Origin of the sequence: Arthrobacter echini (assembly GCF_008107445.1) — a bacterium.
Classification (GTDB): Bacteria; Actinomycetota; Actinomycetes; order Actinomycetales; family Micrococcaceae; genus Arthrobacter_D; species Arthrobacter_D echini_A.
On the sequence record NZ_VSLD01000003.1, the window covers coordinates 231,181 to 243,175 of the forward strand.

The 11,995-nt window shown below is 69.5% G+C and carries 13 protein-coding genes; 7 read left to right on the top strand and 6 right to left on the bottom strand.

Annotated features, from left to right (window positions below; translation table 11 throughout):
* Nucleotides 1-19 precede the first annotated feature (19 nt).
* From FQ377_RS08120 to FQ377_RS08130, 3 genes are read right to left on the bottom strand one after another with little or no spacing between them, the layout of a single operon-like run.
* A complete protein-coding gene (locus FQ377_RS08120) occupies nt 20-1,579 on the bottom strand; it encodes an LCP family protein (protein WP_148600743.1) in 1,560 nt (519 codons plus the stop codon).
* Nucleotides 1,576-2,124, bottom strand: a complete 549-nt coding sequence (gene purE, locus FQ377_RS08125) for a 5-(carboxyamino)imidazole ribonucleotide mutase (protein WP_148600744.1) — start codon at nt 2,122-2,124, stop codon at nt 1,576-1,578. The genes FQ377_RS08120 and purE overlap by 4 nt, the downstream gene beginning before the upstream one ends.
* Nucleotides 2,121-3,296, bottom strand: coding sequence for a 5-(carboxyamino)imidazole ribonucleotide synthase (locus FQ377_RS08130; RefSeq protein ID WP_148600745.1), 1,176 nt, complete (start codon nt 3,294-3,296; stop codon nt 2,121-2,123). The genes purE and FQ377_RS08130 overlap by 4 nt, the downstream gene beginning before the upstream one ends.
* 235 nt (nt 3,297-3,531) lie before the next feature.
* Here FQ377_RS08130 and FQ377_RS08135 point away from each other — a divergent pair, with 235 nt between their 5' ends.
* Nucleotides 3,532-4,113, top strand: coding sequence for a GtrA family protein (locus tag FQ377_RS08135; RefSeq protein WP_148600746.1), 582 nt, complete (start codon nt 3,532-3,534; stop codon nt 4,111-4,113).
* On the opposite strand, the gene FQ377_RS08140 is transcribed toward FQ377_RS08135, so the two are convergent.
* Complete coding sequence (locus FQ377_RS08140; RefSeq protein WP_187393297.1) at nt 4,097-4,864, bottom strand: TIGR03089 family protein; 768 nt, start codon at nt 4,862-4,864, stop codon at nt 4,097-4,099. The genes FQ377_RS08135 and FQ377_RS08140 overlap by 17 nt on opposite strands.
* Before the next feature lie 249 nt (nt 4,865-5,113).
* Between FQ377_RS08140 and FQ377_RS15225 the strand changes: the two genes are divergently transcribed.
* Nucleotides 5,114-5,695, top strand: a complete 582-nt coding sequence (locus FQ377_RS15225; RefSeq protein ID WP_148600748.1) for a WhiB family transcriptional regulator — start codon at nt 5,114-5,116, stop codon at nt 5,693-5,695.
* A 56-nt stretch (nt 5,696-5,751) separates the two neighbouring features.
* On the opposite strand, the gene FQ377_RS08150 is transcribed toward FQ377_RS15225, so the two are convergent.
* Nucleotides 5,752-6,243: a metallopeptidase family protein gene (locus FQ377_RS08150; protein WP_148600749.1), complete on the bottom strand. Its 492-nt coding sequence runs from the start codon at nt 6,241-6,243 to the stop codon at nt 5,752-5,754.
* A 106-nt stretch (nt 6,244-6,349) separates the two neighbouring features.
* On the opposite strand from FQ377_RS08150, the gene FQ377_RS08155 reads away from it, so the two are divergent.
* The 4 genes from FQ377_RS08155 to FQ377_RS08170 all read left to right on the top strand — a co-directional run bounded on the left by FQ377_RS08155 (nt 6,350) and on the right by FQ377_RS08170 (nt 9,957).
* A complete protein-coding gene (locus tag FQ377_RS08155; protein ID WP_187393298.1) occupies nt 6,350-6,730 on the top strand; it encodes a DUF3499 domain-containing protein in 381 nt (126 codons plus the stop codon).
* A gap of 60 nt (nt 6,731-6,790) precedes the next feature.
* Nucleotides 6,791-6,979 carry a Trm112 family protein gene (locus FQ377_RS08160; RefSeq protein ID WP_148600751.1) on the top strand — a complete coding sequence of 63 codons (189 nt, stop codon included), beginning with the start codon at nt 6,791-6,793 and terminating at the stop codon, nt 6,977-6,979.
* A gap of 61 nt (nt 6,980-7,040) precedes the next feature.
* Nucleotides 7,041-8,540, top strand: a complete 1,500-nt coding sequence (gene ahcY, locus FQ377_RS08165) for an adenosylhomocysteinase (RefSeq protein ID WP_148600752.1) — start codon at nt 7,041-7,043, stop codon at nt 8,538-8,540.
* Nucleotides 8,541-8,634: 94 nt separating this feature from the next.
* A complete protein-coding gene (locus FQ377_RS08170; RefSeq protein ID WP_148600753.1) occupies nt 8,635-9,957 on the top strand; it encodes a L,D-transpeptidase in 1,323 nt (440 codons plus the stop codon).
* 43 nt (nt 9,958-10,000) lie between these two features.
* Here FQ377_RS08170 and FQ377_RS08175 read toward each other — a convergent pair whose 3' ends face one another.
* Entirely contained in the window at nt 10,001-10,801 is an 801-nt protein-coding gene (locus FQ377_RS08175) for an RDD family protein (protein ID WP_148600754.1), read from the bottom strand.
* A gap of 162 nt (nt 10,802-10,963) precedes the next feature.
* Between FQ377_RS08175 and FQ377_RS08180 the strand changes: the two genes are divergently transcribed.
* Nucleotides 10,964-11,956, top strand: coding sequence for a stage II sporulation protein M (locus FQ377_RS08180; protein ID WP_148600755.1), 993 nt, complete (start codon nt 10,964-10,966; stop codon nt 11,954-11,956).
* The last annotated feature ends 39 nt before the right edge of the window (nt 11,957-11,995 follow it).

Here is an 11,995-nt window from a genome sequence, read left to right on the forward strand (position 1 = left end):
GGTGTCGGGTGGCGCCGGCTCAGGCCGGTGAGCACTTGCCGTTGTCGGCGAGGAGCTCCCCGAGGGTGGCATCGTCCCCGATGGCAGCCAGTTCCTGCAGATACTCCTCCGTGATGCCGGTGTCGGCACCCTGGGCGGGCAGCACGACACCCGCGCGCTCGAGCGGCAGCGGTCCGGCAGCGCCCGGATCGACGTCCTCGGCCAGCATCTGCCCGACCCGCGAGTGGATGCGGTCGAAGTCGGGGTAGGTCGCGAAGTTCTCGGCCACCGTGCCGAAGTCGGGGGCACCGATGGTCAGGCGGCGGGTCTGCTGACCCTGGGCCTCGAGGGCCAGGTCCACGAAACCCGCCAGCTGGTCCTGCGCGATGTCCGTCTCGACGATCTGCGTACCCGCGGCCGCGATGGACTGGAAGCGCGTCAGCAGCGTCGCGGGGTCCAGCTGGGCGATCATCGCCTGCTGCACGCACTGCTGGCGTGAGATGCGGTGGTAGTCCGTCACGAACTCCCGGGATCTGGCGTACCAGAGCGCGTGGTACCCGTCGAGGGTCTGGACGCCGGGCGCGATCCAGCCGTCGGGCGGATAGTGCCGCACGGGGTCGGTCCCGGGGATCTCCGCGGCGGTGATGGGGACCCAGCCACCGGCATCGATCCGGATACCGCCCATGGCGTCGATGAGCTGCTCGAAGCCGTTCATGTCCACGAGGAGGTAGGCCTGGACCTCGATGCCGAGGACCCCGCTGGCCGCGTCCATCATGGCCGCGGCGCCCGGATCGGCCGCGTCCGGATAGAGCTCGGCGTAATTCTGGGTCACCTCGGTGTAGAGGCTGTTGATGATGCAGTCGTCGCCGCAGGAGTACCCGTCCGGGTAGACGTCCCGGAGCGGGGAGTCCGCCGGGAACGGCGCGTTCTGGAAGTTCCGCGGGATGCTGAAAGTGACGGTGGAGCCGGTCTCGGCGTCGACGCTGATCACCGAGATGCTGTCCGGCCGCCGGCCCGTGCGGTCCTCCCCGGCATCGCCGCCCATGAGCAGGAAGTTGTAGCGGCCGTCCACGGGGTCGAAGGCCGGTCCGGACGAGAAGATGGAGCCGACGGTGGAGCGACCCACCCCGAGCAGATACGCCCCGTAGCCGAGCGAGCCGCTGGTGAGCACCATGAGCAGGGCGAGCGTGGCGGCGACGAACGGGCGCACTCCGCGATCGAGCAGTGGTAATCGGATCAGGCGCAGCGTATTGATGAACAGGACGGCCCAGGCGACGGCGACGGCGAGCAGCACGAGGATCAGGGCCAGCGACCACCAGCGATGCGTCACGATCCCGACGACGAGCGCGCGGTCTGTCAGCGCGAGCACCAGGAAGAGCAGGACGAGCGCCCAGCCGGTGAAGGTGGCGCGCAGGGCCCGGCGGCCCAGCCGCCGGTCGCCGGCCACGATCTGCGCCGACCCGGGCAGGACGAGCGTCATGAGCAGCAGGACGAAGGCCCGCTTGACCCGGACCTTCGGGGCGGCGGAGTGCGGGTGGCGGACCGGGTCGGTGAGGGACGTGCTGCTCCCGACGGCGCCCTCGGCGCGGGCGACGCTCATGCGTCCACGGGCCCGGTGCCGGCGATCCGGGAGCGGAGCGCAGCACCCTTGTGCTCGGCGGTCTCGCGCAGGGCGGTCGCGAAGAGGAGTAACTGCTCCTGCAGCGACCCGGCTCCGGCGTCGGTGCCGGTGGCGAGGATGCGGACGGCGAGGAGGCCCGCGTTGCGGGCGCCCCCGATCGCCATCGTCGCCACCGGGATGCCCGCGGGCATCTGGGCGATGGAGAGCAGGGAGTCCATGCCGTCGAGGTACCGCAGCGGAACGGGGACACCGATCACGGGCAGCGGCGTCACGGCGGCGAGCATGCCCGGCAGGTGTGCGGCTCCGCCGGCGCCGGCGATGATCACCCGCAGTCCGCGCTCGTGGGCGCTCTGCCCGTACTCGATCATCGCGGTGGGCATCCGGTGCGCGGAGACGACGTCGGCCTCGAAGGGGACGCCGAATTCAGCGAGCGCTCCTGCCGCGGCCTCCATGACGGGCCAGTCCGAGTCGGACCCCATCACGAGGCCTACCTGCGCGTTCGACACTGCGTTCCCTTCGGTCATTGCTGGTCCGGGGAGGGCGATCCCGTGCCGTCGCGGAGGGTCGCGGCAACCCTCGTGGCCCTGGCGCGGACGGCGTCGAGCGATTCCCCCGGTGCCGCCAGCGCGTTGACGTGGCCGATCTTGCGGCCCGGACGTACGTCCTTGCCGTAGAAGTGCACTTTAGCGGATGGTCCTGAGGACAGGCCGAGGGGATAGGCCGCGTAGATGTCGGTGTTCGGCCCCCCGAGAACGTTCTTCATGACGGCGTGCCGTGCCAGCGGATCCGTGGCACCGAGCGGAAGATCGAGGACGGCCCGCAGATGCTGCTCGAACTGGCTCGTCAGTGAACCGTCCATGGTCCAGTGACCGGAATTGTGCGGTCGCATGGCCAGCTCGTTGACGAGGTACCCCGCTCCCGTCCCCGGGGTCTCGAAGAGTTCGACCGCCATGACCCCGGTGACGCCGAGGCGGTCCGCGAGCTGGAGGGCGGCAGCCGTCACCGCGGCCACGGTAGCCTCGGGCAGGTCCGGGGCGGGGGCGATCACCTCGTCGCACACGCTGTCCACCTGGATCGATTCGACCACCGGCCAGGTGCGCGATTCGCCGGAGGGTCGTCGCGCCACGAGGACGGACAGCTCGCGACTGAAGGGGACGAACTGCTCGACGAGGAGTTCCCCGCCCGAGAACCACGCCCGTGCCCCCGTCAGCGCGGCGGCGTCCCGCAGCACGAGGACCCCCTTGCCGTCGTAGCCCCCGCGTGGTGTCTTCAGGACCACGGGCCACCCCACCTCGGCAGCGAAGGCCTCCACGCCCTCGGCGTCCCGGACGGCCCGCCACCGCGGATTCGGCAGTCCGAGCTCCTCGACGGCGCGCCGCATCACGAGCTTGTCCTGGGCATGCCGCAGTGCGGCGGGCGCTGGGCGGACGCTGACGCCCTCGGCGACGAGCTGCTCCAGCAGCTCGCCCGGTACATGCTCGTGGTCGAAGGTCACCACGTCCACTCCCGCGGCGAAATCGCGCACGGTCTGCAGGTCCCGGTAGTCACCGACCACGGCGTGGGCCACGGCGGCAACGGCCGAGACGTCGGGTCCTTCGGCGAGCACACGGAGCTCGAGGCCGAGTTCGACGGCGGGTCCGGCCATCATGCGCGCGAGCTGGCCGCCGCCGATCACACCTATCACGGGAAAAGTCATCATCACAGGGTACCGGGCCCGGCGCCCGTGCCCCTGTGCAGCGGCGTCACGGTCCGCAGTGCGGAGACGAGGCGGCGGTCAACCCGTAAAATGGGGTCGGACACGCCGAGGACAGCTGGTCCTCCGGTGGCCCGTTCCCGGCCGCCGGAGCGCCCTGTCCCGGGAACGAGGGGTATGGGCCCCTCGCCGGACGGCATCCATCCCGAACCGCGGAGGTAGAGCAGTGGCAGGACTCATGGACCGGATACGGGGTCTGGCATCGCTCTTCTGGCGTGAGGTGGCGAAGTTCGGGACCGTCGGTGGAGTGGCGTTCGTCATAGACAACGGGCTCTACTGGTACCTGATCCACGGGCCCATGAGCGGCAGCGAGGTCAAGGCGCGCTTCGTCTCGGCGGGGGTGGCCACCATCTTCGCGTGGCTCGCCAACCGCTACTGGACCTTCCGGCACCGCAGGGGGTCGAACGTGGCCCGGGAGCTGATCATGTTCGTCCTCATCAACGTGGTCGGGATGGGGATCGCCGCGGGCTGCGTCGCGATCGCCAAGTACGGCTTCGACGTGAACGAGCCACAGCCCCTGTTCCTCGTGGGTATCTTCGGCACCGTCCTCGCCACCCTGGTGCGATTCCTGGCCTACCGCTTCTGGGTCTTCAACGTGGAGCTGGATGCCGAACCTGAGTTCAGCCAGGACCAGGAGCTGGTCCATCCGCACCGAGCGGAGCAGGCAGGAGCCGCAGCTGCCGCTGCGACGGCCGGGAGCCCCGCGGACCGCGCAGCCCGGGACGACGACGCCGTGGGGCGCTCTACAGCCGGCCAGTGACGCGTTCGCCGGTCAGCATGCCCTCGGTGACCGGCACGCCGTCCTCCACCAGGACGAGCGACCCGTCCACGTGCCACAGCGCATAGGCGGCCGCGAGGACGCGCACCAGTCCCGCGCCGGGATCCACCAGCAGCGTTCCTGGCCCGTGGTCCGACGCGCCCTCCTGCGGCGCGGGAAGCGTGATCTCTTGGAGCAGATCCTCGGCGGTGAGGTCACGGTGTCCTACCCGCACGAGGACCCTCCCGGGTGCCTCGCCGTCGTCCACCGGATCGGGGAAGACGTCTCCGTGGGAGCGCACCTCTGCTGCGAAGTCGACGGCGCCCCGCGGTAGCGGACCCTCCCAGGCGAATGCCAGCGAACCGAGGGCGACGCACACGAGCACGCGCGGGCCGGCCGGTTCGTCGGTCGCCGTGGAGGAGAGCACGATCCCGCCGTCTGCCGGCGCGCCGGTGGAGAGGTCCGCACCCGCACCGTGGTCGGCAGCATCGGCCACGACCACCACGGCCCCCACCTGCCAGCAGGCGAAGGCGAGGGCGAGGGTCTTCCAATGGACCGGGAGATCGAAGGCCACGTCCATGGCCTCCTCCGCATCGAGTTCGTCCACGAGGAAGTTGGAGCTCTTGGCCACCCAGTTGTCGAACACGCGACCCGAGAGCTCGATCCTGCCATCCCTGCCGTGCCAGACGAGCCGGGGGGAGGAGGGACTCGAGGAGCGCATCCGGGCCAGGATCGCTGCTGGTGACTGCGGCATGTGCGGTTCTTCCGGCTCGTGGGGCGTGCGAGTATGGCGAAGTGAAAACAGGTAGACACGCCGGCCTAAACAGGTGGTCGGTCCGGCGTGGCGCTCGTAACGGTCCGGCAACGACTCTATATGATCCCCCCGCCCGCTTGACGAACGCGGACTTACACCCTTGTAATTAGGCATCGGATTTGTTCCAGCAGCGGGGCGCGAGGGTCGACCCATGCTGATGCTGGAACGGCAACACCGGGAAGGCTCACCATGGGGCAGGCAGAACGTATTCAGGAACGACCGGACATCGCGGCCGAGACCGCTGTCCGTTACGGTTCGCGGGGTGTCCCGGCGGACTGGTTCCTCGATCCCGCCGACCCCGAGGTGGGGGAGCGGTACCGCGAGGACACGCGCTCGGCACTCGACGACCAGGCGACGGCGTTCCTCGCCACCCATGGCGCACTGTCCGTGTTCTCCGGGATCGAGGACCGCCCGAGCAGCCTCCTCGTCCTCCCGGGCGCTGCCATCTCTCCGCTGGGACTCCGACCGCACGACCTCGTGCAGGCGGCTCCCGTGGACCAGCCCGTACGGATCGGCCTTCCGCTGGCACCGGGCAGCGTCGACGACGAGGGAGAACTCTCGTGGCAGGCCGACGCCCTGTGTGCCCAGACCGATCCGGAGGCATTCTTCCCGGAGAAGGGCGGCTCCACGCGCGACGCGAAGAAGGTGTGCGGTTCATGCATCGTGAAGTCGGAGTGCCTCGAGTACGCGCTGGAGAAGGACGAACGGTTCGGCATCTGGGGCGGCATGTCCGAGCGTGAGCGCCGCAGGCTGCGCAAGAGCGCGGGCTGAATCATCCGTGCCGGCACCCGGCCGGTGGCTCAGTGCAGATCAGGTACCGATGGGTATCACGCCTGCGAGCGGCCGTAGGCGGGATCGACGGCCTCAGGTGCCAGGCCCATGAGCTCGGCGGTCTGCTCCACCACGACGTCGTGCACGAGCTCGTTCAGCGGCAGGAACCCGCGCGCTGCCATGAGGGTGGGCTGACGAAAGACCGTGATCACGGCGGGTCGACCGGGCCGGGCAGGCGTGCTGGATCCCAACAGGCCACCGATCGTCTCGGGGGTCCGGCTCTCGAGGTCGTCGGGGATCTCCTGCACCACGATCTGCAGGTCCTGCATGCGTTCGCCCCACAACCGTTCCAGCCGATGGGCCGAGTCCAGCACCCAGTCGTCGAACTGCTCGGAGCGCGAACGTGCTCCCGGCAGGTGGGCGGGAAGAAGCTCGCCCCGCAGCCCGCGGCCCCTGCGGTTCCGCCGACGCTCGAAGAACGACCGCGACGGCTGTCCGGTAGCCGTCGGATCGGTCAGTCTGATCGAGAACGTGGAAGCATCCTGCATGAGACGACTCTAAGCCTTGAGCCCGGGCCCTGCACCCGGGCCGTTCCGATGTCCGGGCCTCCGCGGCGCGGCGCAGCGGCCCCGATCCCCGGTAGGCTTGCCGATCGTGGGATCTCTCCGTCAGTGCTCAAGATCGACCTGCCAGCAGCGTGCGATGGCCACCCTCACCTATGTCTATGCGGAGTCCACCGCTGTGCTCGGTCCGCTCGCCACGTACGCAGAGCCGCACACCTACGATCTCTGTGCCTCGCACGCCGAGGGCCTGACGGTTCCCCGCGGCTGGGAAGTGGTGCGCCTGGCGCTCCCGGACACCGCTCCCGAGTACACCCCCGACGATCTCGTGGCGCTGGTCGAGGCGGTCCGCGAGGCCGCGGCCGAGACCGCGCCACCGCCGGCAGGACGGCGCGGCGCGCGGGCGCCGATCGAGGCCCCGGCCGGCGCGGCCGGTGCACGGCGCGGACACCTCCGGATCCTCCGCGAGCCCTGACCCGTCGCGATAGACTCGGACGGAGCGACACCCCTTCCGTCTCCCAGCGAAAGCACCCCCATGACCAACCTCCCGGATTCCCTGCTCGACGTCCTCCGCTGCCCCGTCACGCGGTCGAAGCTCGTCCAGGATGGGACTGTGCTGCGCTCGTCCGAGCCCGGCCCCGACGGCCGGCCGCTGAGCTATCGGCTCGACGAGGGCATCCCCGTCCTCCTCCGCGCCGAATCCCCGGACGGCGTCCACCCCTGAGACGCGCCGGCGCCGAAGAAGCTCACCGACTCCCACGAACCACAGCGAGGAACAGCAGACCATGACGTTCGATTACAAAGTTGCCGATCTCTCGCTCGCGGAGGCCGGACGCCACCAGATCAGGCTCGCGGAGCACGAGATGCCCGGGCTCATGGCGCTGCGGGCCGAGTACGCCGATGCGCAACCGCTGGCGGGAGCCCGGATCGCGGGATCGCTGCACATGACCGTGCAGACCGCTGTCCTCATCGAGACGCTGACGTCCCTCGGGGCCGAGGTGCGCTGGGCATCCTGCAACATCTTCTCCACGCAGGACGAGGCTGCGGCCGCCGTCGTGGTCGGACACGGCTCCGTGGAGGAACCCGCCGGTGTCCCCGTCTTCGCCTGGAAGAACGAGACCCTCGAGGACTACTGGTGGACGGCCACGCAGATCCTCACCTGGCCGGGCCAGGCGGACGGTCTGGGACCGAACATGATCCTCGACGACGGCGGCGACGCCACCATGCTGGTCCACAGGGGCGCGGAGTTCGAGGCCCTCGGCGCCGTACCGGCGGGCCCGCAGGAGGGCGACGCCGACTACTCGCACGAGTACACGGTGTTCCTCGACACGGTCCGCGCCACGTTCGAGTCCGAGCCGCAGAAATGGACCACCATCGCGGCCGGCATCAAGGGCGTCACCGAGGAGACGACGACGGGCGTGCACCGTCTCTACCAGCTCGCGGCCCAGGGCAATCTCCTGTTCCCGGCCATCAACGTCAACGACTCCGTCACGAAGTCGAAGTTCGACAACAAGTACGGGATCCGCCATTCGCTGCCCGACGGCCTGAATCGTGCCACGGACGTGCTGATCGGCGGGAAGGTCGCCGTCGTGTGCGGCTACGGCGATGTGGGCAAGGGCGCGGCCGAGGCGCTCCGCGGCCAGGGCGCCCGAGTGATCGTCACCGAGATCGACCCGATCTGCGCGCTGCAGGCCGTCATGGACGGCTACCAGGTCGCGGCACTCGAGAGTGTCCTGGCGCAGGGCGACATCTTCATCACCACCACGGGCAACAAGGATGTGATCATGGCCGAGCACATGGCGCGGATGAAGCATCAGGCCATCGTGGGCAATATCGGCCACTTCGACAACGAGATCGATCTCGCGGGGCTCTCCCGCCTGCCGGGGATCGAGAGGATCGAGATCAAGCCCCAGGTGCACGAGTGGGTCATCCCGGCGAACCTCGATGGGAGTGTCGACGAGCACTCGATCATCATGCTGTCCGAGGGACGGCTGCTGAATCTGGGCAATGCGACCGGCCACCCGTCGTTCGTCATGAGCAATTCGTTCGCGAACCAGACCATCGCCCAGATCGAGCTCTACACGAAGGTGGGGCAGCAGGATGCGGAGGGGAACCAGGAGTACGAGAACGAGGTCTACGTGCTGCCGAAGATCCTCGACGAGAAGGTGGCGCGCCTGCACCTCGACGCGCTCGGGGTCGAGCTCACGGAACTGACCAAGGGCCAGGCCGAGTATCTCGATGTGGACGTCGCCGGGCCGTACAAGTCGGACCAGTACCGCTACTAGACCGGTAGCGGTACAGTGCCGCTACCAGTCAGCGGGTGCGAATCCGCGCAGGTCGTCGTGGGACGGTGCCGGAACATACAGGGGGAGCAGGTCGATGACACAGGGATCAGGTGGGGGCGTCGCACGACGCAGAGGTGTGAGGATCGCGGCGGTCTGCACTGCGACGCTCCTCGTGGGGGGCTGCGTCGGATCCTCCGACACTCAGGTGGGGAGCGACGGCGGCATGTCGTCGTCGTCACCGTCGTCACCGCCGTCAGCGTCGCCGTCCGCACCACAGGCTCCCTCGACGCCGCCCACGCCTGAGCCCGGGTCGGAATCGCCAGCGCCGCGGCCGGCCGCCGAGTACGCGGTCGACCTCACGCCGGCCGACGCGGCGTCGGGCGTCAACCCCGCAACCGGAGCCACGGTCGCGGTCTCGGGTGCGACGCTCGAGGCCGTCGAGGTGCGACCGACCTCAGGTGGCACGTCCGTGGCCGGTGAGCTCTCGGACGATACGGACACCTGGACGACGACGGAGCGCCTCGCCTTCGACACCGAGTACTCGGTCAGCTACAGCGTGCTCGACTCCGCCGGGCAGGCGCAGCGTGGAGGGTCCACCTTCACGACGGTCGAGCCGGCCAACGAGGCCGACGCCGCGATGTTCCCGCTGGACGGCAGCACGGTCGGCACCGGCCAGCCGCTGGAGTTCACCTTCAGCGAGCCGGTCACGAACCGGGATGCGGTCGAGAAGGCCATTACCGTCACGAGCACGAGCGGCCAGGAGGGCGCGTTCTACTGGTTGCCGGACAGGACGGGCAAGGTATCGGACACGGTGGTGCGGTACCGGCCCGAGAGCTTCTGGGCGCCGAACAGCACGATCACCGTCCGCACAGATCTCTTCGGCGTCGACTTCGGCAACGGCATGATCGGCAACGGGGACACGACGATGACCGTGAAGACGCACAACACACGGCTGGCCGTGGTGGACAACGCCACCAAGACCATGAAGGTCTACCTCGACGGCACCCTGGACCGGACGTTCCCGGTGACGCTCGGAACGGATGCGTGGCCGTCCACGGAGGGCTACATGGTCGTGATGGAGAACTACGGCACCACCCGGTTCACGGCGGAGTCCATCGGACTCCATCCGGGTGACCCGGACTACTACCCGCCGACCGTCGTCAAGCATGCGAGCCGGCTGAGCAACGGCGGCGCCTTCGTCCACGAGGCGCTGCCCGCGGCGCAGGTGGCCCTGGGCGAGGTGAACGTGTCCCACGGCTGCATCGGCATGTCCCCGGAGGGGGCCGAGTACTTCTACAGGACCTTCGGTCCGGGCGATGTGGTGGAGATCCTCAACACCGATTACGGGCCCATGTTCGTGGACGACGGCTTCGGCGACTGGAACGTGTCGTGGGACGAGTGGGTCGGCCAGCCCTAGGCGGTACATCCCCCGGACGAGCCGCCCGCGGCCGCCGGTACCGCTAGGGGTACGGCAGGCGGTGCATTCTCGCCGCCGTCGCATCGGCGCGCTCACGCTGTCGCCTCAGCGCCGCGTAGTCACGATCCCGGCGCGACGAGATCACGGCCCGCAGGAACTCCTCGGGAGGCGTGGAGTCCGGCGGCCGGGGGAAGACGTACCGCCCCGCCTCGGTGGCGAGGTCGAGGGACACGGCCTGCCGTGCCCGCGGCGTGAGCTTCGGTGCCTGGGCGAGGAACTGCGACATCCTGCGGGCCAGCGGATCCGGCAGGCGCCCGATGTCCGCGGTCCCGGACCACTGCTGCAACCCCGGCGGCATGGTGACGATCGCCCGCGGTGGTACCACCGTCCGTTCCCGCATCGCATAGGTCCCGGCGAGCAGGTCGCCCAGACGTTTGGACCGCTCGTTGAACAGGGACACCAGGAACGCGAGCGACCCGGCGAGCAGGTAGATCTCCAGGACCGCCACCAGCGCGCGGATGAAGGCCTGACGGAAGCGCACGGCACCGCCGTCGTCGCGCACTATGCGCAGCCCCAGCACGAGGCGCCCCAAGGACTTGCCCCGCGTGAGGGTTTCCACGGTCACCGGCACGACCACCAGCAGCAGGAGCACGACGACGAGCAGGAGCGCCGTGGTGAGAGCGGTGTCCAGCACTCCGCCGAAGACATTGCCGATCAGGAGCAGCAGGAGGAGCGCCAGCGCCAGCTGGGCAACGATGTCGATCATCGCGCCCAGCCCCCGGGCGGCGAACCCTGCCGGTCTGAGCTCGAGGACGACCGCCTCACCGGTGACCACTGGACTCATGCGCCTCCGTCCGGGTGCTCGTGGTGCCTCGGCGGTCATGGGACCACCGTCTCGACGCCCAGCCTAGCTCTGTGCAGCGCCTGTACGGAGCCGTCGCGCCTCGTCCGCCGTGTCCGCCGGGTCTGCCACAGGTGGTGGGCCCACTGACTATAGGGTTGGGCCATGGACGTGGATGCCTTCATCGAAGTGCACCGCAGGGACTGGCAGCGCCTCGACGAGCTGGTCAGGCAGCGCAGGCTCTCGGGGCCGGAGTCGGACGAACTGCTCGTGCTGTACCAGCGCGTGTCGACGCACCTGTCGATCATCCGCTCGGTGGACCCGGAGAGCGCCGTGTCCGGAGCGCTGTCCATGCGCCTGTCCAGGGCCAGGACCCGCTTCACGGGGGCGAGATCGAACGCCATGGAGGACATCGCCCGCTTCTTCGTGCTGTCCCTGCCGGCCGCCTTCTACCGCATCCGGTGGCTCACCGTCGTCGTCGGCGTGCTGTTCGGCGTCGTGGCGTGGCTCTATGCGGGCTGGGTCCTGGGCACGCCCGGCGTGATCCGGGCGCTCGGCACCGACGAGGAACTGCGCCAGTACGTGCAGCAGGACTTCGTGGACTACTACTCCGAGAATCCTGCTGCGTCCTTCGCCGGTCTGGTGTGGACGAACAATGCATGGCTCGCGGTCCAGGCGGTGGCGTTCGGCGTGACCGGTGTGTGGCCGGTCTACATCCTCTACCAGAATGCACAGGGGATCGGCCTGGCCGCGGGGATGATGGCGTCCTATGACCGGCTCGACGTCTTCTTCGTCTACATCCTGCCGCACGGCTTCATGGAGTTGACGGCCATCTTCGTCGCCACGGCTGCCGGCCTGCGGATCTTCTGGGCCTGGGTGGCTCCGGGGCGGCGTCGGCGTTCCGAGGCGCTCGCGCAGGAAGGGCGCGCACTGATCACCGTGGCACTCGGACTGGTCCTGGTGCTGCTCGTCTCCGGGCTGGTCGAGGGTTTCGTGACGCCGAGTGGGTTGCCTCCCTGGCTGCGACTGACCATCGGCTTCCTGGTCTTCGCCGGCTACTGGGCCTACACGCTGGTCCTCGGGCGGCGTGCGGTGCTGGCCGGGCACGATGGAGACCTCGACCCCGTTGATCGCGGCGACGGCCTCATCACCGCGTAGGGCGCCGGCAACACGCGGGCCGGCGCACCCGCCGACGCC

Excerpts from the sequence above, each read along its gene's own strand:
- FQ377_RS08120 (WP_148600743.1), bottom strand. The coding sequence starts at position 1,579 with ATGAGCGTCGCCCGCGCCGAGGGCGCCGTCGGGAGCAGCACGTCCCTC.
- purE (WP_148600744.1), bottom strand. The coding sequence starts at position 2,124 with ATGACCGAAGGGAACGCAGTGTCGAACGCGCAGGTAGGCCTCGTGATG.
- FQ377_RS08130 (WP_148600745.1), bottom strand. The coding sequence starts at position 3,296 with ATGACTTTTCCCGTGATAGGTGTGATCGGCGGCGGCCAGCTCGCGCGC.
- FQ377_RS08135 (WP_148600746.1), top strand. The coding sequence starts at position 3,532 with ATGGACCGGATACGGGGTCTGGCATCGCTCTTCTGGCGTGAGGTGGCG.
- FQ377_RS08140 (WP_187393297.1), bottom strand. The coding sequence starts at position 4,864 with ATGCCGCAGTCACCAGCAGCGATCCTGGCCCGGATGCGCTCCTCGAGT.
- FQ377_RS15225 (WP_148600748.1), top strand. The coding sequence starts at position 5,114 with ATGGGGCAGGCAGAACGTATTCAGGAACGACCGGACATCGCGGCCGAG.
- FQ377_RS08150 (WP_148600749.1), bottom strand. The coding sequence starts at position 6,243 with ATGCAGGATGCTTCCACGTTCTCGATCAGACTGACCGATCCGACGGCT.
- FQ377_RS08160 (WP_148600751.1), top strand. The coding sequence starts at position 6,791 with ATGACCAACCTCCCGGATTCCCTGCTCGACGTCCTCCGCTGCCCCGTC.
- ahcY (WP_148600752.1), top strand. The coding sequence starts at position 7,041 with ATGACGTTCGATTACAAAGTTGCCGATCTCTCGCTCGCGGAGGCCGGA.
- FQ377_RS08170 (WP_148600753.1), top strand. The coding sequence starts at position 8,635 with ATGACACAGGGATCAGGTGGGGGCGTCGCACGACGCAGAGGTGTGAGG.
- FQ377_RS08175 (WP_148600754.1), bottom strand. The coding sequence starts at position 10,801 with ATGAGTCCAGTGGTCACCGGTGAGGCGGTCGTCCTCGAGCTCAGACCG.
- FQ377_RS08180 (WP_148600755.1), top strand. The coding sequence starts at position 10,964 with ATGGACGTGGATGCCTTCATCGAAGTGCACCGCAGGGACTGGCAGCGC.